Origin of the sequence: Shewanella khirikhana, assembly GCF_003957745.1 — a bacterium.
Taxonomy (GTDB): Bacteria; Pseudomonadota; Gammaproteobacteria; order Enterobacterales; family Shewanellaceae; genus Shewanella; species Shewanella khirikhana.
Genome location: NZ_CP020373.1, coordinates 409,671 through 434,117, shown reverse-complemented (window position 1 = coordinate 434,117; position 24,447 = coordinate 409,671). Strand labels below are relative to the sequence as shown.

Here is a 24,447-nt window from a genome sequence, read left to right as displayed (position 1 = left end):
CAGCCTCTTAGTCGAACAGTAAGGCTCCGGAACAATCCGGAGACGGGGCAGAATAGCAGCTAAGGCAGGGCAAAGGCCAGCGCCCGAGGCCACAAGGCAGGCATGAAGATCAAGACCCGGCTCGAGGCGATGCGCCGCCTCACCCACAGGTATGTTAACACTGAACTCAGAGACAAGCTGTCCGAGGCACGGATCAGCTTGCAGCTTTGTGCGCTGGCGCTGTGTTTCGCCATCATCGCCTCGCTGGTGATTATTGTGTTCCGGCTGATGCTGGAGGGAGCCAACCACTACACGGGTGTCGAGAACATGGACATCAACGATGTGGTCTATGACTGGCGGGCGCTGCTGCCACTGCTCGGCGCGCTGCTGATTTGGTTGGTGGCGACCATTGGCTCCAAACGTTACCGGCGGATGGGCATTGCCTATGTGCTGCACCGCTTCAAGATGCATTACGGCAAGATCCCGCTGCAATCGGCCCCGGGTCAGTTCTTCCAGGCGCTGTTTGCCCTTGCCACCAACTTCTCCGTTGGCCGCGAAGGCCCGGCTATCCACCTGGGCGCCGTCAGTGCCAGTGTGCTGGCCGAAAAATTCAAACTCCCCGATAACAGCGTGCGTATCATGTGCGCCAGTGGCATTGCAGCTGGTATCGCCGCCACCTTTAACGCCCCGCTGGCGGCGGTGGTGTTTGTGTTCGAAGTGGTGGTGCGGGAGTACAAAATCCACTACTTCTTCCCCATCATGATTTCTGCCATCTGCGGCGCGGTGTCGAGCCAGCTGGTGTTTGGCAACGTGCACGAATACGACAGCATTCAGGTTATTCATATTCCACTGGACCACTATCCACTGCTGGCATTGGGTGGCCTGGGGCTTGGGCTGGCTGCCGCGGCCTTTAACTGGACCTTGCTAAAAGTCACCGCCACCGGCCAGCACTGGCCCCTGATAGTCCGCTTGCTGCTGGCAGGCAGCATCACCACCATCATAGGCATAGCCCTGCCCCAGGCGCTGGGCTCAGGGGATTTGGCCATCAATGCGGTGATTGCCGAAAACCCCGGCCTGTTGCTACTGATTGCCGTGCTGATTGGCAAGATGGCCGCCACCATAGCCGCCATTGGCCTGGGTATTCCCGGCGGCCTTATCGGCCCCCTCTACGGCATAGGTGCGCTGCTTGGGGGCATTCTGGCGCTTATCAGTGCCATGCTGTTCCCCTCCATTGCGCCTTACGTGGGGCTCTACACAGTAATCGGCATGACCGCCATGATGGGGGTGTGTTTGAGCGCGCCGCTGGCGGCTTTGGTGGCGCTGCTGGAGCTCACCAACGATGCCTCCATTATTTTGCCGGCCATGTTTGTGACCATTCCGGCCTTCCTGGTCGCCTATCAGTGGTTTCAAACCGAGTCGGTGTTTTTCCGCCAGCTGGACATCATGGGCCTTGGCTACAAGGTGCCGCCGGTGAATCAGGGGCTGCAAAAAACCGGCGTGCGCGCCCTGATGGACAGGCGCTTTGTGGTGGTGAAAAATGATGATGAGCTGCTGCTGGAAGTGATGAAACGCGCCGAGGGTCGCCCGGTGATGGTGCGAAGCGCTGAGGGCGAAATTCAGATGCTGCGCCTCGAGATGCAATCCTTTGAAGACAGCACTACCTTGTCGCGCCAACCGATGCAGGGACTGCCGGATACCGCAACCCTCAACGAAGCCTACGAGATCCTTTCACCGAAACGAACTGGCGAAGTTTATATTTATCAGGGAGATAAAGATAATCTTGTTGGGGTGATCAGCTGGACCAAGCTGCAACAGGAAATCCGTTCCGGTCAGGTGTGATAACCCGCAGGTAATTTAGCTGCCGCCATTTCAAAGCGTGCGCCCTTCTGCTATAGTTGCGCCTCAGCCAAACCCTACATAACCCAGGGTCGGAATCGCCCTTGTGCGCTCCGGTCCGCAGCAATTGGAAAGCCGGCTGATGACTCAGTTCAAGGGATCTCACATCCTCTCCGTAAACCAGTTCAATCTGGACTCCATTCAAACCATTTTCAGTGTTGCCGAGCGTATGACGCCCTATGCGTTACGGGAAAAGCGTACCCGGGTGCTGGATGGTGCGATTTTGGGCAACCTGTTTTTTGAGCCAAGCACCCGTACCCGGGTCAGCTTTGGCTGTGCCTTTAACCTGCTGGGTGGCCGGGTGGCCGAAACCGTGGGTATGGCATCTTCGTCGCTGTCCAAGGGTGAGTCGCTGTACGATACCGCCCGGGTGCTTTCAACCTATTCTGACGTGATTGCCATGCGTCACCCCGATGCTTACTCGGTGCGTGAGTTTGCCGAAGGCAGCCGGGTGCCGGTGATCAATGGCGGCGATGGTCCCAACGAGCATCCAACCCAGGCGCTGCTGGACCTGTTCACCATCCAGAAGGAACTGAGCCACGCCGGTATGGGCATCGATGGTATGCACATCGCCATGGTGGGTGACCTTAAGTTTGGCCGCACAGTGCACTCGCTGTCGCGCCTGTTGTGCCTGTACAAGAACGTCAGCTTTACCCTGATTTCACCCAAAGAACTGGCAATGCCCGATTATGTGATAGCCGACATTGAAAATGCCGGTCACAAGGTCACAATAACCGATCAGTTGGAAGGCAATCTGGACCAGGCCGATATTCTGTACCTGACGCGCATTCAGGAAGAGCGCTTCCCGTCTCAGGACGAAGCCAACAAGTATCGCGGCAAGTTCCGCCTTAACCGCAGCATCTACACCCAGCACTGCAAATCCAATACGGTGATCATGCATCCACTGCCACGGGACTCACGTGCCCAGGCCAATGAGCTGGATAACGATTTGAACAGCCATCCTAACCTGGCCATCTTCCGCCAGGCCGATAACGGGCTGCTCATTCGCATGGCGCTGTTTGCTCTGACCCTTGGGGTAGATGAGCAGCTGGAAAAGTACGAGTGTCCGGTTAACTGGTATTCACGCAAGGCTGACTTCTAAGCGTCGGCCACTGACTTAAAGGATTGATACATGACCCGTTCCGAAACCTTGTTTGAACAGGCTAAAAAAACCATTCCCGGTGGCGTTAACTCACCGGTGCGCGCCTTCAATGGCGTGGGCGGTACCCCTCGCTTTATCGAAAAAGCCGATGGCGCATACATCTATGATGCCGACGGCAAGGCCTATATCGATTACGTGGGTTCGTGGGGCCCGATGATCCTCGGCCACAACCACCCTGCTATCCGCGAAGCCGTGCTCAAAGCCGTTCACAATGGTTTGTCTTTCGGCGCACCGACTGAACTTGAAGTCATCATGGCCGAGAAGGTTATCGAGATGGTGCCTTCGATGGATCAGGTGCGTATGGTGAGTTCAGGCACTGAAGCCACCATGAGCGCCATCCGTCTGGCCCGTGGTTACACCAAGCGTGACAAAATCCTTAAGTTTGAAGGCTGCTACCACGGCCACGCCGACTGTCTGCTGGTAAAAGCAGGTTCCGGCGCCCTGACTCTGGGTCAGCCAAGCTCACCGGGCATTCCGGAAGACTTTGCCAAGCACACTCTCACTGCTGTTTATAACGATCTGGAGTCGGTGCAATCTTTCTTCGACCAGTATCCTGAAGATATCGCCTGTATCATCATCGAGCCGGTTGCCGGCAACATGAACTGTATCCCGCCCGTGCCTGGCTTCCTGGAAGGCCTGCGCGCCCTCTGTGACAAGTACGGCGCCCTGTTTATTATCGATGAAGTGATGACCGGCTTCCGCGTCTCCAGAAGCGGTGCCCAAGGCCACTATGGCGTGACCCCGGATCTCACCACCCTGGGTAAGGTCATCGGCGGCGGTATGCCCGTTGGCGCCTTTGGCGGCAAAAAAGAAGTGATGCAGTACCTGGCGCCGGCCGGCCCTGTGTATCAGGCAGGTACCCTGTCGGGTAACCCTATTGCCATGACTGCGGGTCTGGCGCAGCTCGACGCCCTGTGCGCCGACGGCCTGTATGAAGAACTGGCCGCCAAGACCAAGCGCATCGCCGAAGGCTTCAAGGCCGCTGCCAACAAGCATGGCATCCCGATGGCCATCAACTACGTTGGCGGCATGTTCGGCTTCTTCTTCACCGACGAGCAGCACATCACCCGTTTCGACCAGGTGACCCGCTGCAACATGGATCACTTCCGCGCTTTCTACCACGGTATGCTGGATGAAGGTGTGTATCTGGCTCCGAGCGCCTACGAGGCAGGCTTCCTGTCCATGGCACACGGCGACAAGGAAATCGAAGAAACCCTGGCCGCCGCTGACCGCGTGCTGGCGAAGATGAAGTAACGCCGCGAAGCTTCTGCTAACACGAAAAAGGACGCCGATTGGCGTCCTTTTTTATTTTTAAAGATTTGCTTTTAAAGCTTTCGTTTTCAATTACTTGGTTTCAAACAAGCCTGATGGTTTCAGTCGGCTTATTTTTTATAAGCGCATGTTTGGCTTGCAGGCCACAAAGCCAGTACAGCCCTCAGTAGCTGTCTCGCTTACTCTTGCTGGTCAGGCTTCGCAGGATCAGCAAGGCGGCCACCAATTGCACCAACACCAGCAAATGGTCCTTCACAACCGAAGGGTTCTCCATCACCCCGAGAGCCAATAGCGTCTTGGCGCTGACAATCAGCCAGACCAAGGCTCCCAGCAGCAAAATGCTCTTCAGCAAAAATTGCATTCTCAGCGCCTCCCCACTACAGCTAGTGGTTTATTGATTATTGGAGGCACAATTTACCGCTCACTTATTGTGCGGTCAATATTTTGACGATGACAAATTTATGTCATTTCTGCGCAATTTTGCTGCAGTTGGAATAAGCAATTTTTACCGAACGAACAACCCTTTAGCAAACGACGGAAAAATAAAAATAAAGTTTTTTCAGGCGCGCACATGCAGCAGATCTGCCCGAGTGCGTCACTGCTCAGTTTTTCATCCAGCATAAGCTGCTGACACATCGGATGAGTTCAGGATCTTGTTCGGCATTGCTGCCAATTTTGCGTGACACTGATCACAAGACCCCGACTAATTGTGTAGAGGCTAACGGTTGCGTTATCCCAGCGGTTATGGTCTGATCCGCACGCCCGAGGCGGCTTTAGCATAGCCGGCTTAATCATTCCTTGATTTAATCCGGCATTTTGGCCCTCAACCGGGGCCCAATACGAACCCGTATCTGCAGCAGGACGTGCGTTATGCTCCATACCTTTTTGATTATTCTGGCGGTACTGGCATTGCTCAGTATCATTTTTGAAGAGGTGACTCACCTCAACAAAGCCAAGACCACCCTGTTTTTAGGCTGTGTGTCCTGGGTTGCCCTGTTTATGGCTGCCGGTGGCGGTGAACACACCGAGCTGGTCGCCCACGAGCTTAACGAAAACCTGCTGGAAATCGCCACTCTGTGGCTGTTTTTGATGTCGACCATGACCTTTGTGGCCTATCTGAACGCCAAAGGCATGATCCAGATTATGGTGCAGAAAATCTTCCCGCAGCGGGTGTCGGTGCGGATGCTGATGATCCAGGTGGCACTGTTTGCCCTGGTGCTGTCGGCCTTCTGTGATAACGTGACCGCCACCCTGGTATCCCTCGGCCTGCTTACCACCTTCAAGCTCGATAAACAGATGCGTCGACGCATGGCAGTATTGATTATCTTTGCGGTGAACTCAGGCGGTGTGGCCCTTATTACCGGTGACGTGACCACCCTGATGATCTTCCTCTCTGGCCACGTACATATCTCCGAGCTGCTTATTTTGTTTATCCCCGCCGCTGCGAGCGTGTTTTTGCTGGCAATCCTGTTCTCCATGAACGCCAGGGGCGAAGTGAGCACCACCCCCATCAATCGTGCTTATCAGCCGGTAGATATTGCCATTGCGGCCATTTTCTTTATCACCATCATCATGACCATGGTGCTGAACGTGCTCTTTGGTATTCCGCCGGTGCTGACCTTCCTTACCGGTCTGTCGGTGATGTTCCTGGTGGGCCACACCATTCGCTCCGATAAAGAAGAAACCAAGATCCTCGAGTACATACGTCAGGTGGAATACGACACCCTGCTGTTCTTCCTCGGGATCCTGCTGTTGGTGGGCATGCTTAAAGAAATCGGCACCCTGGAGCTGCTGACCGAGGTGTACGCCATGCACGACCCCAACATCTCCAACTTCGTCACAGGTATGGGTTCGGCGATTCTGGATAACGTGCCTCTGACCGCGGCGCTGCTGAAAGCAGAGCCTGTGCTGTCGACTCCTGAATGGCTGGGCCTGACCTATGCGGTGGGCGTGGGTGGTTCGCTGCTGGTCATTGGTTCTGCGGCCGGTATCATCGCCATGAGCAAGGTGAAGGAACTGACCTTCGTGACCTACCTCAAGTACGTGCCTTCACTGCTGCTGTCCTACGTCGTGGGTTACGCCCTGACGCTGCTGATTGCCTACCAGTTCTACGGCTAACCGCATGATACTACGCTAAAAAGAAAGGCGCCTTGGGCGCCTTTTTTGTTTGCTGGTGTTTGTTAATGCTTACTGATGCCAGCCGATGCTTAGCCGTTAAATGGCGGGCACCTTAAAGGCGGTGCCTTCGATATCCAGCACCACGTCTCTTGGACGAATTTCCACAATCCGCAGCTTGCCCTGAATGCTGTCACCCTCCTGCAGCTCCTTGCCATCCACATTGAGCCAACGCTGGGCTGGGTCGTTGGAGTACACATGGGCCATGATATTAAATTCAGGCACCATGAGTTGCAGTCCGGCAGGCAGGTCGCCATAGCGTGGATAATCTGAGGTTTTGGGGATTGTGGACAGCGGCTCGGGGGTCACATCCTGATTGACGGACTGGGAATATTCCACCTCTTTCAGCGCCGCTTCAAAGGCCTGTACCAAGGCATCACCACTGAGCGGCTTGCTCTGCTGAGGTGCCTGGCTTGGCGAAACCGGCTTGGGCTCAACCCGATGCAGCCCAAGTTCGGCGGCAGCTTTATCCACTTCGGCCTGCAGTGCCGCCACACCCTGCTCTTTTGGCGGCGTGGCGGTTTGCCGTTGAGTAAGCACCTGGCGGGGGCGCGACTCCTCTACCTGCATCACTTCATCAAAGGCGCGGCGCTGCTCGTCGGTCACACCGGCAGCCATCAGGGCTTCCAAGCGTGCCGCTCTGGCTTCTGCGGTTTCTTCTGCCACCTCAAAACTGAGTCCGGCGTTGGGATCCTGCAAGCCTGCATTGACCCCGGCATTATAGTTTGCCACGGGTGCCAGACTCACAGGCGCAGGCAGCGCCGATTTCCCGGCAAGGCGCACCCCATCTGCCTCAAAGCTGCCCTGAGACATCTGGGCTTGCTGCGATGAAGCCTGACTGACAAGCGCCTGAGCGGCTTGCCCGGTAGCCGGCTGCATCGCAACCATTTGCGGGCTACTCAACTGTGCCTTGTCCGGCACAGCCTGGCTCAGCGGTGAATTCATTACGGGCTGCAACGCCTGGGCTGGCATCAGCCACTGATTAACACCCCAAGCTGCGGCGATAGCGACGGCCAGCGCCCCTGGCAGCAGTAACGCCTTCCCTAGTCGGCGATTAGCGGCGGGCGCCGAATACAAAGGCCTCGGGCTCGAAATCGGGTCAAACTCGGTTTCGTGTTGCTGTTTACTGCGACTTACCGCATCGAGCAGGATGGACATCAGTAGCGTCCTCCCTGCACCAGCCGTGGACCTTCCTGACTCAGATACAGATTAAGCTGCGCGAGGGTTTGACTGCCGGCAATGCCATCGGCCTTAAGCCCATGTTGGCGTTGGAATATTTTCAAGCGAGCCTCGAGATCGGCATCGAACTGGGACACCAGTCGTGGGGTGGCATTTTCCACCCGGGCAAGGCCATTTTCGAGCCACTGCACTTCGGGTTGCGGCGATGAAACACTGATTTCCCGTGGGCTGTAGGAAGGCGCCTGCCACAACAGCTCAAAGGTGCCGGTGAAATGGCGGTTGAACCAGTCACGGTTTACCCACAGTTGCTGCTCGGCCAACTGCACCAGCAGTTCATCGCCATCACGCTCAATCACAGTGGCAAAAAACTCAGCGCCGGCATCGTCCATCATGTACGCCACCGCCGGGTAGTTCAGCTTAACCAGATTGAACCAGGTGCCCTGCTGCTGAAAACAGGACAATCCCTGTTCACGGGCCGACTCGCAGGGACTGAGATCCTGCACAGGCGCCAGCCCCCAGGCACCAAAGAGTGCGGCGAAGGCGGTATCCAGTCTGCGGCTTTGAGCCACAGCGTCACCCAGTACCCGGTCACGTACCCTGGCCTGACGGGCCTCGAGCTCGGCAAGCTGTGCATTAGCATCAGTGGCACGGGCAACCGGTGTAGATTCAATAGTCTGGCCCTGCTGACTCTGGGTGCCAGATTGCTCTTTTGGCTGTACTTGCTGGGCGACTTGCACCGAAGGGCTCTGCTCAGTCGATGCGCCACTGGCTTGCGTGCCGGTATTCGCAGGAGGCTGCGAGGTCTGCGGCGCCGATGCCATAGCGGCAGTTGGCTGGCCTCCTGGGCTATTGTTGGCCTGGGAACTTGCGGCGCCGGCCGAGCCAGCGCTCCCCAAATGATTAAAGCCGTAGAGCGCAGCGCCAAAGGTGAGCGCGGCCGCAACGCCAATTACCACCGGGCGTTCGTACCAGTGGTGTTTGGGCTCATCCAGCCCCAGGACTTCCACTGCCGCCTGACGCACCATCTGTTTATTGATAGGCACCTGACTACGGGCAAAGCCTGCCATCAGGGCTCGTTCACACAATAGATTGATGATCCTGGGTATGCCGCCACTGGCATCGTGCAGCGCCTTGATGGCAGCAGCATTGAACAGAGGTTCAAACCGACCCGCCACCTGCAGCCTGTGCTGCACGTAGAGGCCAACTTCTTCGGCGGTAAGGGGTAGCAAGTGATAACGGGCAGTAATGCGCTGTGCGAGCTGTCTGAGCTCCTGACGCTTAAGCAATTGCTGCAGCTCAGGCTGACCAATCAAAATCACCTGCAGTAATTTTTTGGTATCGGTTTCGAGATTGGTCAGCAGCCTCAGCTGCTCCAGCACTTCGGCTTTCAAATGCTGGGCCTCGTCGATAATCAATACGGTATTACGGCCGGCATCATGATTTTTAAGCAAAAATCCACTTATAAGGTCGGTCAGTTGCTTCAGGCTTGGTGACTCGCCATAGGGAATTTTAAGCTCATCGCAAAGGGTAGCCAGCAGCTCAAGTTCGGTCAGCGCCGGATTGAGGATAAAGGCGGTATCTGTGGTCTCGGGCAACTGGCGCAGCAAGCAGCGGGACACAGTGGTTTTGCCAGTGCCCACTTCGCCGGTAAGCAGCACAAAGCCACCGGTTTCGCCAAGGCCGTAGGTCAGGTGGGCCAACGCCTCCCTGTGCCTGTCACTTAAAAACAGGTAACAGGGATTGGGGGCGATGGAAAACGGGTTATCCTTGAGCCCATAAAACGCCTTGTACATGCCTTGCTATTCCTCCTAATAAGCCGTACCGCGCACCCTATATTCTTGCTTTTTGTGGTTATCGGCCTGCGCAGTGCAGCCAAGGTAATGCCAGCGCCGGGTAAAGTCAAAAACTCTGCCCGGGAGCCTCGGCGCTATCACGAAAGCGCGCCACGCCGTGTTAAGCTAAAACAAACCAGCTTTTGGAATTAACGCATTGAAAACATATCTGGTTGGCGGCGCCGTGCGCGACCGCTTGCTCGGCCTTGAGGTCAAAGACAGAGATTATATGGTGGTGGGTGCCAGTATCGATGACATGCTGGCCGCCGGGTTTCGCCAGGTCGGGCGCGATTTCCCGGTGTTTTTACACCCCAAAACCCAGGAAGAATATGCCCTGGCCCGCACCGAGCGAAAGTCAGGCACTGGCTACGGCGGTTTTGTCTGTCACGCCAGCCCAGAGGTGACTCTGGAACAAGATCTTAAACGTCGCGATCTGACCATCAACGCCATCGCCATGGATGATGAAGGCAAGCTTCACGACCCCTGGGGCGGACAGAAAGATATCGAGGCCCGCAGCTTAAGGCATGTATCTGAGGCCTTTGTGGAAGACCCGCTGCGGGTGCTGAGGGTGGCACGCTTCGCGGCCCGCTTTTCGCCCCAGGGCTTTACTGTTGCCCCCGAGACACTGGCGCTGATGCGGGAACTTGCCCAAAACGGTGAGCTTTTGCATCTGACCGCCGAGCGGGTATGGCAGGAGCTTGACAAGGTGCTTGGCTGCGAGCGGCCAGAGGTATTTTTTGAGGTGCTCAAAGACTGCGGCGCGCTGGAAGTGCTGTTCCCTGAAATTCATGCGCTGTTTGGTGTACCCCAACCTGAAAAATGGCACCCGGAAATCGATACCGGCATCCACACCCTGATGGTGCTGCGTGAGGCCGCCAGGCTTACCCCCAATCGCGCCGTACGCTTTGCCGCGCTGGTGCACGATCTGGGCAAAGCCTTGACCCCGGAGGCACTTTGGCCCAAGCATCATGGCCACGGTCAAAAGGGGCTGAAACCCATCAAGGCCCTGTGTGAGCGGCTACGGGTACCCGGCGATTACCGGGATCTGGCGCTGTGGGTCAGCGACGAGCATCAAAACATCCACAATGCCTTTGAACTTAGGGCTGAAACTGTACTCAAGCTGTTCGACAAGCTGGATCTGTGGCGCAAGGGAGAGCGGCTGGAATGGGTACTGCTTGCCTGCGAGGCCGATCTGAAAGGCAGAACCGGTTTTGAGCAATCGCCATACCCTCAAAAAGACTATTTGCAAGCCTGCTTCGAAGGGGCATTAAAAGTTGACGTTAGTGGAATAATTGACGCCGGTTTTAAGGGCGCCGAAATCCGAACGGAATTAAGTAAAAGGCGGCTGGCGGAAATAAGTTTGATAAAAAACTCTGTCCAATTTAAACCAAAAGCTTTACCCGTGAAAAATTCTGACCCAAAGTCGTGAAATTTCTGCTCAATCCCTACAAAATCAGGACTTGAAACTTGCAATTGACTGAATTTTCGATAAGGTAATTGGGCGAATCGATGGATATTCGTAGCAAAAAAAAATGGCTATGACATAATTAGCCGGCTTCAGTTGCCAGGCAGCTGAAATGTCAAATCCAACCTATCTTAAGGGATGTTTTCATGAAAAAAGTACTGCTGATCGCCGGTGTTGCCATGACTGCTCTGCTGGGTGGCTGTGCCAACACTACCGCTCTGGAAGAAAGCGTTGCCAACCTGAGCAACAAAGTAGACCAACTGTCTGCTGACGTGAGTGCTCTGAAGTCTGAGCAAGGCCAGATCGCTGCAGATGCCAAGGCTGCCAAAGCTGCTGCTATGGACGCTCAAGCTGAAGCCAAGCGCGCTAACGACCGTCTGGACAACGTAGCTTCTTCTTACAAGAAGTAATGTTATGTTGGTACCGGCAATGCTCTCGGGCGTTGCCGGTATTTTTTTGCCCAAAATTTGCCATAAAAAAATGGGCCGGTGCCAAGCACAGACCCAACAGTGTTCACAGCGATATCATCAGGCTTTTTTGCGGGCCACGATAATTCTGAAATCCATCTCCAGCGCCTCGAAGCTTGCCTTGGCAATGGCTTTACGCACGCCTTCTTTAACCCGCCACGCCCAAGGCGCCATATCCATCAGTACCATCGCATCCTGCGACTGAATGGCTAAAGGCCAGGACACAGCCTCTTCTGCCAGCAGTTCAAAGGCTTGCGGCAACTCCAGCGAAAACGGCTTTTCATCGAGCTCTGGATAAACAAACTCCCGCAACTGCCATAAGTGACGCGGCCCCGGCACCAACATCAGCAGCAACCCATCAGGCTTGAGAATTCTAAGCCACTCTTTGCCCTTAAGCGGCGCTTCAAGCATCCACACCATATCAACCGAGGCATCGGCAAACGGCAGGCCTTTGAGCGAAGTAAAACACACGTTTTCCATACCAGCCTTGGCGGCAGCAAAAGCTTCGTTTTCGGCTTCCAACGGACTGAACAGCGACACCTGGCAACCCTGTTCATCCAACGCCGCCTTGAGCTGCTTGCCAAGCCAGGCATGGCCGGCCCCCTGCTGCACGCACGCTGGCGCCTCAATAGCTGAATACTGACGCGCCGCCTTTGCCAGCGCCTCAATAGCGGCGTTGTAGATGCCCGATGTCAGCAAAAATTGTCTGGCTCTTAGGGTGTCGCGGCTTTCGGCGTTTTTGGGCTTACGGGTTGGGAAAAAGTCCCAGTAGCCGATGGCATGACGGTCAAAGTGATGTTTTCCATCGCAATACCATCCCTTGGACTCTTGATGGGCGTGCAGCGGCTGGCGGCAAAGTGGACACTGAAATTGCATTGGAACTCCTTAAGGAAGGTGCGAACAAGTCCTCGCACAGCTCTGGCTTTGATAGCGACGACAGTTCAAGGCATTCAACTGAAAGCATGCCGAGGCCTGCTGAAGTTGAATAACGCCGAAATGGTGTTGCTATTAAAGCCCCGTAGGGCGTGGCTTACAGCGGTATCTGCGACGTTACAGTTCTTGCGAAGGACTAGGGCCATTCGCTGCAAACTGTGCCTTGCATCTATCCACTGTAAGCTCACGCAGAGCAAGCACGGGACTTGTTCGCACCTTCCCTTAAACAAAAGAGGCGCCAGGCCGCCTCTTCACGCCTTAAACTCTCAATTACAGGAAGATAAACCCACAGAGAAATACCCCAAGGGCCAGGCGATAAATCACAAAAGGCGTCATGCCCATGCGGCTGATAATTTTAAGGAAGAAATAAATACAGGTATAGGCCGCCACAAAGGAAAGCACCACGCCCAGCCCCAGCGCATGCCAATCAACGGCATGACCTTCGCTGATAATATCCTTGGTCATCAGCAGCGCCGCACCCAGGATCACCGGAATAGACATCAGGAAACTAAAGCGGGCCGCCGCCTCGCGCTTAAGGCCGAGCATCAGCGCCGCGGTAATGGTGATACCGCTGCGGGAAGTACCCGGAATAAGCGCCATGGCCTGGGCAATACCAATCAGCAGCGCCTTGCGCCAGCCGGTCTGGTATTCGGTGAGCTCATCTTTGGCAATGCGATCGGCAAACCACAGCAGCAGGCCAAAGATGACCGTGGTCACCGCAATCACGCCGGGGCCGCGCAGGTGGGTTTCCACCAGATCTTTTGCGGCAAATCCCACCCCAACGGCGGGAATGGTTGCGAGGATAATCCACCAGGCGAGTTTGCTGTCGTCGCTTTGCTTGCCTTTGAAGATGCTGGCAAGCCAGGCGGTGAGCATGGCGACGATTTCTTTACGGAAATAAATCACTACCGCCAGCAGCGAGCCAATGTGCACCGCCACATCGAACGACAGCCCCTGATCTTCCCAGCCAAACAGCTGCGCCGGCAAAATCAGGTGAGCCGAGCTGGAAATGGGCAAAAATTCGGTCAGGCCCTGAATGAGGGCAAGAATGATGACCTGCAAGGTATCCATAATATTCCTTTATTGACTGAGGGAGTCGTTATCCCAGGAAAATGCCACCGGCCACAGGCGCTGGCTTTGTTTATCAAACGCCTGCCAAAGGGACTGGTAATCTCGTCCGGCGAGCGGGTGCACCTCAGCGGGCGCAATATCGGCCAGGGGCCAGAGCACAAAGGCGTTGTGCAAAATTTCGGCCCTTGGCAATTCAATCGGCGTCTGACAAACCCGGTCGCCATAGAGCAGCAAATCCAGATCCAGCGTCCGGGCGCTGAACTTTTTGGCGCCGGGCTTGCGGCCATTATCCAGCTCAATTTGCTTGAACAGGGCAACCAGAGCAGCGATATCGAGGTCGGTGTCGGCACCAATCACCATATTGAGGAAATGCTCGCCCTCAAAGCCCACGGCTTCCGACTGATACACAGGCGACAGACTGAGCGCACCCAGTTGCGCCTCAAGGGCTGTGCGGGCGTTTCTTAAGTATTTTTCCGGCTCTATGTTACTGCCGACGCTGATATAAATCCGGGCCATGCTCAGCGCTCCCCGGCGCGGCGCTCGATTTCAACGCCCACGGCTTCGGCCGCTTTCACGGCGCCGGGTTTCATCACTCTCACCCGCACCCAGGACACGTTGAATTCGTCCATCACACAACGGGCGGCCATGTCGGCCACGGTTTCAATCAACTCAATGGGCTTTTCAGTGATAAGGGCTGTCAGACGATTTGAGACAGTCTCGTAGCACAGGGCGTGGCTGTAATCATCGGTTGCCGCTGCGGGGGCGATATCCCACGCCATATCCAAATCCAGCAGCAGACTTTGCTGCCTGGCTTTTTCCCAATCGTAGATACCGATCACAGTATCGATACGCAGGGCGCGGATCAGCACTTTATCCATGGTATTTCCTGAGGTCTGACAAGCTTTGGCCCGCTTTCCCGGTATAATCCGCTCGCCGATGAGGGCAATCGATGGATTGCTCTTTCTCATTGGCGCCAAGGGCGTTAGGATAACGCCTTAAGAATCAATATTTACCGGCATGCGTGCCCAATAATGAATCGAGTCCATCACCGGACATATTTCGCTGTCCGGGGACAGGCGGCGATAATACCTTAAGACGCGTAAGGAAACCAATTTGACCAGCGAATTTGCATTGACGGCTTTTATGATCCTGTGCGCCTATCTGGCAGGCTCAGTATCCAGTGCCGTGCTGGTTTGCAAGCTGCGCGGCTTACCGGATCCCCGCACTCAGGGCTCGGGCAATCCCGGAGCCACCAACGTGCTGCGCATCGGTGGCGCCAGTGCGGCGGCCATGGTGCTGCTGTTTGATATGCTAAAAGGCGCAGTGCCCGCCTATATCGGCTTTAAGCTGGGTATAGATGCGGTATGGCTGGGGGTGATTGCCATCGCCGCCTGTCTTGGACATATCTTCCCTATCTTCTTCGGCTTTAAAGGCGGCAAAGGTGTAGCCACGGCCTATGGCGCTATTGCGCCTATCGATGGCTACCTGACATTACTGCTGATTGCCACCTGGGTTTTAACCCTGCTGCTGACCCGCTACTCGTCGGTGGCTGCGCTTGCGACCGCCCTGCTCGCCCCTGTGTACACCTGGTGGCTTGATGACAGGTTTACCATTCCAGTGGCCATGCTCTCGACTCTGATCCTTATTCGCCATAAGGACAACATTAACCGCTTACTCAAAGGCGAAGAGTCCAAAGTATCGCGCAAGAAAAAGCCAAAAGACTGAGCTTGGCAGCCGCCAGCAAAAGGTAAAAATAACAATGGCGCCCGAGGGCGCCATTTTAGTGTGAGCAATTAGCCTGAGCATAAGCCGCTTGAATTATACTGCCGGCAAGCTGTCCAGCGGCCAGCGGGGCTGACCTTTTACTGCCAGATCTTCAACCTGACCGGCTTTCAGGCGCTGCAAACCGGCGTAGGCAATCATGGCGCCGTTATCGGTACAAAACTCGCCGCGGGGGTAGTACACCTTGCCACCGACTTTCTCCATCAGCTCAGCAAGCCCGGCGCGCAGACGCACGTTGGCACTCACGCCACCGGCGATAACCAGGCGCTTGTAACCGGTTTGCTCCAGCGCGCGGCGACACTTGATAGACAAGGTATCCACCACGGCTTCTTCGAAGGCGCGGGCGATATTGGCGCGGGTCTGCTCATCGTCAGGCTCGGCGGCAATGGTGTTGGCCACAAAGGTCTTCAGGCCGGAGAAACTGAAATCCAGTCCGGGTCTGTCGGTCATAGGGCGCGGGAACTTGTAGTTGGCAGGCTGACCGGATGCGGCCAGCTTGGCAAGCCGCGGACCACCTGGGTAATCCAGGCCCATCAGCTTGGCGGTTTTATCGAAAGCTTCACCGGCGGCATCGTCGATAGACTCGCCCAGCACTTGGTACTGGCCAATACCATCAACCTTGACCAGCATGGAGTGACCACCGGAAACCAGCAGTGCCACAAAGGGAAACTCGGGTACATCGTCTTCCAGCATAGGCGCCAGTAGATGCCCTTCCATATGGTGCACGCCCACGGCAGGCAAATTCCAGGAAAATGCCAGCGAGCGACCCACACAGGCCCCCACCAACAGGGCACCAATCAGCCCTGGGCCCTTGGTGTAGCAGATCCCATCCAGATCCTCGATGCGGGTATCGGCGCGCTGCATGGCTTCGCGGATAAGCGGAACTATCTTGCGGACGTGGTCACGGGACGCCAGCTCGGGCACCACACCGCCATAATCGGCGTGCAGTTTTACCTGACTGTAGAGGGTGTGGGCCAGCAGGCCTTTCTCTTCGTCATAGATGGCAATACCTGTCTCATCACAGGATGTTTCGATTCCCAGAACCCGCATTTTCCGTCTTTACCTCCGCATAAAAGGGCGGCCAATTCTACCTGCTAAGCTACTATTACACCAGTAAAGCCGCGCTTCAGATCCTGTTGCGATCCTTTTTAAGGCGGGTAGGGCTTTACATTAAATACGGGTTCGGTTTAAAATTCCGCACCATTTTAATCCTTACTTGGAGAAGTTGTGGCCAAATGGGCATGACCAATCCAATGCAACTTACACCTAAGGGGTGATGGCGTATGCCAATCGTTAAAGTACGTGAAAATGAACCATTCGACGTAGCTCTGCGTCGTTTCAAGCGCTCTTGTGAAAAAGCAGGTATCCTGGCCGACGTGCGTGCTCGTGAATTCTACGAGAAGCCAACTACTGCCCGTAAGCGCGCCAAGGCCGCTGCGGTTAAGCGTCTGGCCAAGAAGCTTTCTCGCGAAAACGCACGTCGCGTACGTTTATACTAATCCCTTATGAACCTGACAGAGCAGCTTAAAGACGAAATGAAAAAGGCCCTTGTCGCCAAAGACAAGGCTCGCCTCGGTACTATTCGTCTGGCACTGGCCGCCATCAAGCAGATCGAAGTGGATACACGCGAAACGCTGAATGACGAGCAAGTTTTGGCTGTCCTGACCAAGATGGTTAAGCAGCGTCGCGACTCGATTGCCCAATATGAGGCTGCGGATCGCAACGATCTGGCTGAGGTTGAAGCGGCGGAAATTTCGGTTATCGAAACCTTCCTGCCAGCCCCACTGAGTGAAGACGAAGTTGCTTCACTGATTGAGGCAACCATCGCCGAAGTCGGAGCCGCCTCCATCGCGGACATGGGTAAAGTAATGGGAGCACTTAAGCCGAAAGTTCAGGGACGTGCCGATCTGGGGGCCATAGGCCAGAAGATCCGCGCCAAACTGCAATAATCGACTTATGTGTATGAACAAGCCGTGCATTTGCGCGGCTTGTTTGTTTAACTGAGCTTTTGGGGAATTGAAGCAAGCAACGTGGCCATACCTCGTGATTTCATCAATGATCTGATAGCCAGAACGGACATAGTCGAGCTTATCGACCGTAAAGTGCCGCTCAAAAAAGCAGGTAAGAACTATTCTGCCTGTTGTCCCTTCCACAGCGAAAAATCACCCTCATTTACTGTCAGCAGAGATAAGCAGTTTTATCACTGTTTTGGCTGTGGCGCCCACGGCAATGCCATCGACTTCGTAATGGAGTACGACCGGCTGAACTTTGTCGACGCCATTGAGGACCTGGCTGGTCAGCTGGGGCTGGAAGTCCCCCGGGAACAGGGCACAGGCCCGCGCCGGGATGAAGGACTGGCCCGCGATTTATACCAGTTGATGGAAGAAGCGGCCCGATACTACCAGACACAGCTTCGCCAACATGCCGACAAGCAGAAGGTGGAAGACTATCTGGCATTTCGCGGTCTGTCCAAAGAGGTTATCGAAGATTTCGGCATCGGCTTTGCGCCCGATGGCTGGGACGGTTTGCTCGGCCGTTACCGCCAGAGCCAGGATGCTCAGGACAAACTGCTCACCGCCGGCATGCTTATCGAGAATGACGGTGGCAAGCGTTACGATCGTTTCCGCGATCGCTTAATGTTCCCGATCCGCGACCGGCGCGGGCGGGTCATCGGCTTCGGCGGCCGAGTGCTGGGTGACGGCACACCAAAATATTTGAATTCGCCGGAAACGCCCATATTTCATAAGGGGCAGGAACTCTACGGTCTCTATGAGCTGAAGCAAAGGCATCGCGACCCCGAGCGGGTGATGATTGTGGAAGGCTACATGGACGTGGTGGCACTGGCACAATACGGCATCGACTATGCCGTGGCGTCGCTGGGAACATCCACCACCGCCGAACAGTTCCAACTGCTGCTGCGCAGTGCCAAAGAAGTTATTTGCTGTTACGACGGCGACAGAGCCGGATCTGAAGCTGCCTGGCGGGCCATGGAAACAGCCCTGCCACTGCTTAAACCCGGTGACAACGTAAAATTTATGTTCCTCCCCCAGGGAGAAGATCCGGACTCGCAAGTCCGCAAGGAAGGCAAAGACGCCTTCGAAGTTCGCGTTCAAAACGCACAGTCGCTGGCCGAATATCTGTTTGAGACCCTGTCGCAGAAATACGGTACCGACAAAGGCAATCTGGCCAAGCAGGCCATTGCCCTGATTGAAAAAATTAAAGACCCGGTGCTGACGAATCTGCTGCTTGAAAACCTTGCCCACAAATTGGGTATGAACAGCAGTGAGGATTTAAAGAAAAAGCTCGGCATTGGCGGTCAAACCGGCGGGGCAAAGGTGATGGCCCAAAAGGGACTCAAAGGACGCGGCACACCGCTGCGTCTGGCGATTGCCCTGTTGGTACAAAGCCCCGAGCTGGGTCATGGTCTGGCAGTGCAACCTGCACTGGCCCATATCCGTATGACTGGAATTGGGCTCTTGATAGAGCTGCTCGAACTGACCCGGGACAAGGCGCTGACCACAGCGCAGCTGTTGGAACACTATCGGGAAACCGAGCACTGGAGCCCCCTAACCAAGCTGGCCCAGTGGGAACACCAGATAGCCGAAGATAATGTGGCACAGGAATTTCGCAAAGCGCTGATATGGCTCAATAATCAATATATTGAGCAGCGCTACCAGGAGCTCAGCATCAAGCCCGACCTCACCCGGGAAGAAAAGCTGCAACTCCAAAAGCTTATCGTCGTGATGAAGGGCATGAACTAGGGCAAAAAACCGCCCTGCCCCTCTGGCACAGGCATAGGCAGATGGCTATAATTGACGATTTGCGCGACTTTGTGGCTCCACCGCAATCGCCATCGTTGTAACACTTACCCAAATTGGATGATATCTATGGATCATACTCCGCAGTCGCAACTCAAAATGTTGCTCGCCAAAGGTAAAGAGCAAGGTTACTTAACCTATGCAGAAGTGAACGATCACTTGCCTGCAGATATGGTCGATTCAGACCAGATCGAAGATATTATCCAGATGATCAATGACATGGGTATCCGCGTATTTGAAGAAGCGCCGGATGCCGATGACATGATGATGTCCGAGGACAACACCGACGAAGATGCAGCCGAAGAAGCTGCTGCGGCACTTGCCACAGTAGAAAGCGAGCTTGGCCGCACCACAGACCCAGTGCGTATGTACATGCGTGAAATGGGTACTGTTGAACTGCTGACCCGCGAAGGCGAAATCGTTATCGCCAAGCGCATCGAAGAAGGCATCAACACAGTTCAGAGCTCTGTGGCCGAATACCCACAGGCTATCGCCATGATCCTCGAGCAATTCGACCAGTTCGAAGCCGACGCGATCCGTCTGTCTGACATCATCTCTGGTTTCGTTGATCCCAACGAAGAAGACGTAGGCCCCACTGCGACCCATATCGGTTCCGAACTTTCAGAAGAAGAGCTGGAAGATGAAGACGATATGGACGAAGAAGAAGACGAAGACGAAGATGGCGACAGCAGCGACGACGACGGTGCCAAGGGTCCAGACCCTGAAGTCGCCCGTGAGCGCTTTGCTGCCCTGCGTATCGCCTACGACAACGCCCTGAAAATCATCGAAGTCAAAGGCCGTGCTCATCCTGAATCCACCGTAGCCCTGTTCGAGCTGGGTGAGATCTTCAAAGAATTCCGTCTGGTGCCCAAGCAGTTTGACCGTCTGGTCAAGAGCATGCGCGAAATGATGGACAAGGTTCGTGTTCAGGAACGTCTGATCATGAAGCTGTGTGTTGAACAGGCCAAGATGCCGAAGAAGAACTTCGTCAAGCTCTTCACTGGTAACGAAACCGATCTGACCTGGTTCCACAAAGAAATTGAAGCCGGTCGTCCATACTCAGCCGATCTGAAACTGGTTGAAGACGACGTGCAGCGCTGTCGCAGCAAGCTGGAAGCCATTGAAGTGGAAACCGGTTTGTCTATTGAAGCCATCAAAGACATCAACCGCCGCATGAGCATCGGTGAAGCCAAGGCTCGCCGTGCCAAGAAGGAAATGGTTGAGGCCAACCTGCGTCTGGTAATTTCTATCGCCAAGAAATACACCAACCGTGGCCTGCAGTTCCTCGACCTTATCCAGGAAGGTAACATCGGCCTGATGAAGGCGGTGGACAAGTTTGAATACCGTCGTGGTTACAAGTTCTCGACCTATGCGACCTGGTGGATCCGTCAGGCCATCACCCGCTCTATCGCGGATCAGGCCCGTACCATCCGTATTCCGGTACACATGATTGAGACCATCAACAAGCTGAACCGCATCAGCCGTCAGATGCTGCAGGAAATGGGCCGCGAGCCATCCCCTGAAGAACTGGCTGAGCGCATGGCCATGCCTGAGGACAAGATCCGCAAGGTACTGAAAATCGCCAAAGAGCCTATCTCCATGGAAACCCCAATCGGTGACGATGAAGATTCGCATCTGGGGGATTTCATCGAGGATACCACCCTCGAGTTGCCACTGGACAGCGCCACCAGCGAGAGCCTCAAGCAAGCCACCCACGAAGTGCTGGCAGGCCTGACCGCCCGTGAAGCCAAGGTACTGCGTATGCGTTTCGGTATCGACATGAACACTGACCACACCCTCGAGGAAGTGGGTAAGCAGTTCGACGTAACCCGTGAGCGTATCCGTCAGATTGAAGCCAAGGCCCTGCGCAAGCTGCGCCACCCAAGCCGCTCTGAGATCCTCAAGTCGTTCCTCGACGATTGATAGTCAGCGAAAGTCACACAAAGCCACCTTCGGGTGGCTTTGTTATTTCCGGGCAACAACCGAGGCTGATTACCCATTAACCAATTGAACATCAAGCTGGAATTTTGCTCCAATTGCCCCGTGACAAGCCCTGGCAAACTTCGTATACTGCAAACCGCTTGGGGTAAAGCCCCCGGCAAATCAGCAAGGCCCCTTAGCTCAGTTGGTTAGAGCACACGACTCATAATCGTTAGGTCCACAGTTCAAGTCTGTGAGGGGCCACCAAATTCAAAACAAAAAAGCCCATGTCATCATGGGCTTTTTTGTTTCTGTTTTTCGCGGTCGACGTTAATCGTCCCGGGTCAGCACTTCCAGCAATTCAATCTCGAAGCTCAGATCTGAGTTTGAGGGGGATCATAGCGCCAATCCTACGCCCGCCACAGGCCGGTAGGCCTTTTAATCATCCCGGGTCAGCACTTCCAACAATTCAATCTCGAAGGTCAGATCTGAATTAGGCGGGATCATATTGCCAATCTGGCGCTCGCCATAGGCCAGGTGCGCCGGCACCTGTAAGCGGCGCTTACCGCCAACCTTCATGCCGATAATTCCCTGATCCCAGCCCTTTATTACCCTGCCAGTACCAATCACACACTGAAATCCCTGACCACGTTTATGGGACGAATCAAACTCGGTGCCATCGGCTAGCCAGCCCCGATAATGGGTGGTAATAAGCGCGCCTTTTACCGCGGCCTTGCCTTCGCCTTCTACCACATCTTCAATCACAAGTTCAGACATGCTCTATCCACTCGTTTGCCTGTAAAGGCCTGAGTTTACCACAGTCCCTTAACTGAAGCGGAGACAGCGGACACAGCCGGACACTGCGGACAGTTTTTAGTGTCCACAAATGGTGAAATCGGCCAGATTTTAGTGTCCGCTATCCAGTGCCGCTAACCACTTAAATAAATTAGCCTTTTAAATCACACACATAAAACTTGGCACAGCCTGTGCTAACTAATATCCCACACAGTGACAACACATTAAGAACAAGGAATTCACCATGAAACTCAGCCTCTCCGTTATCGCCCTCTCACTGGCCATGTCTTCAGCTCTGGCAACTGCCGATGAAGAGCGCCGTGAACTCACGCTACCAACATCCGGGCTTTCAACCCTGAATGCCAGCACCGGCGCCGGTAAATTTGTCCTGGAAACCTCGGCAGACTCAAGCAGCATTGAAGTTGTGGCCATGGTTTACAACCCCACCGACAAGGCCCCGGAGTTGACGCTGGAAAAGCGTGGCGATACAGCCTATTTGGTGGCCAAGTTCCCAGATTCAGTCTCGAAGTTTGGCAGGTCGCCCTACATCGACCTCACACTAAAAGTACCTGCCAGCTTTAATCTGTCGCTCACCGATGGCTCCGGCGATATTGAAATCAGCGGCCTTGACGGCGATATCAAGCTCACCGATGGCTCAGGCGACCTGCGGATCCAGGGCGGTAACAGAGTCACCATCAACGACGGCTCAGGCGGCATCTGGCTTAGCCAGACTCAGGGAGATGTAAAAATCACCGATGGCAGCGGCGATATGCAGGTATCTGATATTCAGGGCAATGTCAGTATCAAAGATGGCTCTGGCGATATTGAAGTAAGCCAGGTGCAGGAACAGGTTGAAATCACCGATGGCTCCGGCGACATCGAGGTGAATGACGCAGGCCGTCTGCTGCTGCATTCAACTGGCTCAGGCCAGGTCACCAGCAAGAACATTCGCGAAGGCGTCACCCTTCCCTAACCCACGCTGACCCCACCTTCCCGGCGCTGAAGCGGTCCAGGGCTTGCCTTGGCCGTTTCGGCCCACCCTTTCGCCGTAGGCTTAGGCCATTGTTGTTCTCGCCGTGGCGGCCATGGTTGCTTGACCAGTGTTTGGAGTAACCATTAACGCTTGCGAATAACCAGGGTCACCTGGCCAACGGTGATGCCAAACTTATTGATATCGCTTTTGTTAAGCAGGGTGTTTTCATCTATCAGATAGAGCCAGTCGTCAAAAGCTACCTCAACTTCGCTGCCATCCACGGTAAGACGCATATCGTAGCGCCAGCGCAGGGCAAAGCCTTCGAGCTGCCCCTCTGCGACACCTAAAATATCATCGGCACGACCAAGCCAGCGGCCACCGCCCTGTGGTTCGAGTTGCCATACCCGGCGCTGCTTTTCGCCATCATCAAACACAAAGTCTTCTTCGAGTATGATGCGATTGTCTTCGAGTCGCCCCTGCATGGTGACCACAAAGCGGCGGGTGACCTTGCCACTGATATCCTGCACCATCCCATGGGCATCGAGCTCTCCCACGAAAAATTTATCCAGCTTCAGCTCGTTATTTACGCCGCGGTAATCGTCGATGTCAGCGCTCTCGCAGCCCAAAAGCAGGGTTGCACTCAAAAGTAACGCTAGCAGTCGCATGAGGATTCTCCCAAAAGCTGTGCCCTGAGGCTGGGCTCGCTGGTGTCATCTCTAAGCCAAATCCCCAAAAAGGCCTGCATCAAGCCTGTGTCGTTCACGCTGCCAAGGGATTGGCCGTTATGGAAAAACTCGCCCTGGCTTTCATTGTTCGCCACCAAAAGCAGGGTATCGCCGCGCTGCACATCCACCCACAAAGGCGCAAGTTTCGCCAGATAGGCCTGAACCTGAGCATCAGGAACCCCCTGCTTTTGCCACTCACTGCCGGTGGCATCGAGCAGGTCTTTGGCTTTGATGTCCCGCGAGTATTGAATCTCAAGCGCCTGGGGATAGCGGCCAATCTGATAGCGGCCATCCACGGTATAGAGACTGGCATGGTAGAGCTCAAGCCAAAGCCAGTTCATCTTGCCTTTGCCCACCCGGCTCATGCCATCGAGGGGACCTGAAGCGCTGCCAGCCGTAGCCGCAAAGGCACTGAGCGTTATCATCATTAGCGCTATCAGCAGCTTGGACCTTGAGGGGGTTCTGATGGCCTTGACGGCCGAGGTTATCGCCATGATGCGTAGTCTCCATTGCCTGGCAGTCGCTGCTGCAGCCAAAAGAAGCCGGGGATGACGGCTGCCCAGAGGGGCGCCAAAAGCAAAAAGGTGAGCAGGTTGCCAAGGGGCAGAACCACGGCGCCAAGCTCGGCTCCGGCTATGTAACTGCCCGCACCGCCCACGACACCGGCAAACGCCTGCACCCACAGGGGCTGATTGCCAAGCCAGGCAAGACAATGCCCCATCGCCAGCAGGAAGTGCAGCCACAGCAGCATCAGCCAAACCGGCATGGCGCTGAATTGGAACAGGCCCGAGTACATCAGCAGGGTGTCCATGGTCATGCCAATCAGCGCCAGTGGCAGCAACTGGAAGTCCTTAAGCCGTGTTGGGCTCAGGGCAAAATGCACCAGAAGTAATACACACAGCCAAATGAGCCCCTCGCCGCGCCACAGCACCGCAAGCCACCATGCGGCGGTGTAAATGGCTGCACTGACAAGCAAAAACCATTGCCGGGTCATAGGGGGCTC

The 24,447-nt window shown here is 55.2% G+C and carries 24 protein-coding genes and 1 tRNA gene; 13 read left to right on the top strand and 12 right to left on the bottom strand.

Annotation, left to right across the window (positions count from 1 at the left end; genetic code table 11):
* Positions 1-102 precede the first annotated feature (102 nt).
* The 3 genes from STH12_RS01820 (at position 103) to hemL (ending at position 4,291) form a co-directional block, all read left to right on the top strand.
* Positions 103-1,818, top strand: coding sequence for a chloride channel protein (locus tag STH12_RS01820; protein ID WP_126165976.1), 1,716 nt, complete (start codon positions 103-105; stop codon positions 1,816-1,818).
* Between the two features lie 139 nt (positions 1,819-1,957).
* Positions 1,958-2,977 (top strand): aspartate carbamoyltransferase, encoded by a 1,020-nt coding sequence (locus STH12_RS01815; RefSeq protein ID WP_126165975.1) that lies wholly within the window; start codon positions 1,958-1,960, stop codon positions 2,975-2,977.
* Between the two features lie 30 nt (positions 2,978-3,007).
* Entirely contained in the window at positions 3,008-4,291 is a 1,284-nt protein-coding gene (hemL, locus tag STH12_RS01810) for a glutamate-1-semialdehyde 2,1-aminomutase (protein WP_126165974.1), read from the top strand.
* A 181-nt stretch (positions 4,292-4,472) separates the two neighbouring features.
* Here the strand turns inward: hemL and STH12_RS01805 are convergent, their stop codons facing one another.
* On the bottom strand, positions 4,473-4,670 hold the full coding sequence (locus tag STH12_RS01805) for a hypothetical protein (RefSeq protein WP_126165973.1): 198 nt from the start codon (positions 4,668-4,670) through the stop codon (positions 4,473-4,475).
* A 509-nt stretch (positions 4,671-5,179) separates the two neighbouring features.
* Between STH12_RS01805 and nhaD the strand changes: the two genes are divergently transcribed.
* Positions 5,180-6,427 (top strand): sodium:proton antiporter NhaD, encoded by a 1,248-nt coding sequence (gene nhaD / locus STH12_RS01800; RefSeq protein ID WP_126165972.1) that lies wholly within the window; start codon positions 5,180-5,182, stop codon positions 6,425-6,427.
* Positions 6,428-6,523: 96 nt separating this feature from the next.
* On the opposite strand, the gene STH12_RS01795 is transcribed toward nhaD, so the two are convergent.
* Together STH12_RS01795 and STH12_RS01790 are read right to left on the bottom strand one after the other, a co-directional pair.
* Positions 6,524-7,642, bottom strand: a complete 1,119-nt coding sequence (locus tag STH12_RS01795; RefSeq protein ID WP_126165971.1) for a general secretion pathway protein GspB — start codon at positions 7,640-7,642, stop codon at positions 6,524-6,526.
* Positions 7,642-9,456 (bottom strand): ExeA family protein, encoded by a 1,815-nt coding sequence (locus tag STH12_RS01790; protein WP_126165970.1) that lies wholly within the window; start codon positions 9,454-9,456, stop codon positions 7,642-7,644. The genes STH12_RS01795 and STH12_RS01790 overlap by 1 nt, the downstream gene beginning before the upstream one ends.
* 196 nt (positions 9,457-9,652) lie before the next feature.
* On the opposite strand from STH12_RS01790, the gene STH12_RS01785 reads away from it, so the two are divergent.
* Entirely contained in the window at positions 9,653-10,924 is a 1,272-nt protein-coding gene (locus STH12_RS01785; RefSeq protein WP_126165969.1) for a multifunctional CCA addition/repair protein, read from the top strand.
* Positions 10,925-11,106: 182 nt separating this feature from the next.
* A complete protein-coding gene (locus tag STH12_RS01780) occupies positions 11,107-11,370 on the top strand; it encodes an Lpp/OprI family alanine-zipper lipoprotein (RefSeq protein WP_011758950.1) in 264 nt (87 codons plus the stop codon).
* A gap of 117 nt (positions 11,371-11,487) precedes the next feature.
* On the opposite strand, the gene STH12_RS01775 is transcribed toward STH12_RS01780, so the two are convergent.
* The 4 genes from STH12_RS01775 to folB form a co-directional block, all read right to left on the bottom strand.
* Positions 11,488-12,303: a putative RNA methyltransferase gene (locus STH12_RS01775; protein WP_126165968.1), complete on the bottom strand. Its 816-nt coding sequence runs from the start codon at positions 12,301-12,303 to the stop codon at positions 11,488-11,490.
* Positions 12,304-12,630: 327 nt separating this feature from the next.
* Complete coding sequence (locus tag STH12_RS01770; protein WP_126165967.1) at positions 12,631-13,431, bottom strand: undecaprenyl-diphosphate phosphatase; 801 nt, start codon at positions 13,429-13,431, stop codon at positions 12,631-12,633.
* 9 nt (positions 13,432-13,440) lie between these two features.
* Positions 13,441-13,947 carry a 2-amino-4-hydroxy-6-hydroxymethyldihydropteridine diphosphokinase gene (gene folK, locus STH12_RS01765; protein ID WP_126165966.1) on the bottom strand — a complete coding sequence of 169 codons (507 nt, stop codon included), beginning with the start codon at positions 13,945-13,947 and terminating at the stop codon, positions 13,441-13,443.
* A 2-nt stretch (positions 13,948-13,949) separates the two neighbouring features.
* Entirely contained in the window at positions 13,950-14,309 is a 360-nt protein-coding gene (gene folB, locus STH12_RS01760) for a dihydroneopterin aldolase (protein ID WP_126165965.1), read from the bottom strand.
* Positions 14,310-14,574: 265 nt separating this feature from the next.
* On the opposite strand from folB, the gene plsY reads away from it, so the two are divergent.
* Positions 14,575-15,156: a glycerol-3-phosphate 1-O-acyltransferase PlsY gene (gene plsY, locus STH12_RS01755; protein WP_126169386.1), complete on the top strand. Its 582-nt coding sequence runs from the start codon at positions 14,575-14,577 to the stop codon at positions 15,154-15,156.
* Between the two features lie 93 nt (positions 15,157-15,249).
* On the opposite strand, the gene tsaD is transcribed toward plsY, so the two are convergent.
* Positions 15,250-16,263, bottom strand: a complete 1,014-nt coding sequence (gene tsaD, locus STH12_RS01750; protein ID WP_126165964.1) for a tRNA (adenosine(37)-N6)-threonylcarbamoyltransferase complex transferase subunit TsaD — start codon at positions 16,261-16,263, stop codon at positions 15,250-15,252.
* Between the two features lie 233 nt (positions 16,264-16,496).
* Between tsaD and rpsU the strand changes: the two genes are divergently transcribed.
* The 5 genes from rpsU (at position 16,497) to STH12_RS01725 (ending at position 21,218) form a co-directional block, all read left to right on the top strand.
* Positions 16,497-16,712 carry a 30S ribosomal protein S21 gene (gene rpsU, locus STH12_RS01745; protein WP_011758943.1) on the top strand — a complete coding sequence of 72 codons (216 nt, stop codon included), beginning with the start codon at positions 16,497-16,499 and terminating at the stop codon, positions 16,710-16,712.
* Between the two features lie 6 nt (positions 16,713-16,718).
* On the top strand, positions 16,719-17,162 hold the full coding sequence (locus STH12_RS01740; RefSeq protein ID WP_126165963.1) for a GatB/YqeY domain-containing protein: 444 nt from the start codon (positions 16,719-16,721) through the stop codon (positions 17,160-17,162).
* Positions 17,163-17,243: 81 nt separating this feature from the next.
* Positions 17,244-18,974, top strand: a complete 1,731-nt coding sequence (gene dnaG / locus STH12_RS01735) for a DNA primase (protein WP_126165962.1) — start codon at positions 17,244-17,246, stop codon at positions 18,972-18,974.
* Positions 18,975-19,100: 126 nt separating this feature from the next.
* A complete protein-coding gene (rpoD, locus tag STH12_RS01730) occupies positions 19,101-20,954 on the top strand; it encodes an RNA polymerase sigma factor RpoD (protein WP_126165961.1) in 1,854 nt (617 codons plus the stop codon).
* Positions 20,955-21,141: 187 nt separating this feature from the next.
* Positions 21,142-21,218: transfer RNA gene (locus STH12_RS01725), tRNA-Ile, on the top strand.
* A gap of 171 nt (positions 21,219-21,389) precedes the next feature.
* On the opposite strand, the gene STH12_RS01720 is transcribed toward STH12_RS01725, so the two are convergent.
* On the bottom strand, positions 21,390-21,728 hold the full coding sequence (locus STH12_RS01720) for an FKBP-type peptidyl-prolyl cis-trans isomerase (protein WP_126165960.1): 339 nt from the start codon (positions 21,726-21,728) through the stop codon (positions 21,390-21,392).
* Positions 21,729-21,990: 262 nt separating this feature from the next.
* On the opposite strand from STH12_RS01720, the gene STH12_RS01715 reads away from it, so the two are divergent.
* The gene (locus STH12_RS01715; protein ID WP_126165959.1) at positions 21,991-22,719 is read left to right on the top strand and encodes a DUF4097 family beta strand repeat-containing protein; all 729 of its coding nucleotides are present in this window, start codon (positions 21,991-21,993) and stop codon (positions 22,717-22,719) included.
* 143 nt (positions 22,720-22,862) lie between these two features.
* On the opposite strand, the gene STH12_RS01710 is transcribed toward STH12_RS01715, so the two are convergent.
* From STH12_RS01710 to STH12_RS01700, 3 genes are read right to left on the bottom strand one after another with little or no spacing between them, the layout of a single operon-like run.
* Complete coding sequence (locus STH12_RS01710; RefSeq protein ID WP_126165958.1) at positions 22,863-23,384, bottom strand: DUF3833 domain-containing protein; 522 nt, start codon at positions 23,382-23,384, stop codon at positions 22,863-22,865.
* Positions 23,372-23,938: a chalcone isomerase family protein gene (locus STH12_RS01705; protein WP_126165957.1), complete on the bottom strand. Its 567-nt coding sequence runs from the start codon at positions 23,936-23,938 to the stop codon at positions 23,372-23,374. The genes STH12_RS01710 and STH12_RS01705 overlap by 13 nt, the downstream gene beginning before the upstream one ends.
* Complete coding sequence (locus STH12_RS01700) at positions 23,929-24,438, bottom strand: DUF2878 domain-containing protein (RefSeq protein WP_126165956.1); 510 nt, start codon at positions 24,436-24,438, stop codon at positions 23,929-23,931. The genes STH12_RS01705 and STH12_RS01700 overlap by 10 nt, the downstream gene beginning before the upstream one ends.
* Positions 24,439-24,447: the final 9 nt, after the last annotated feature.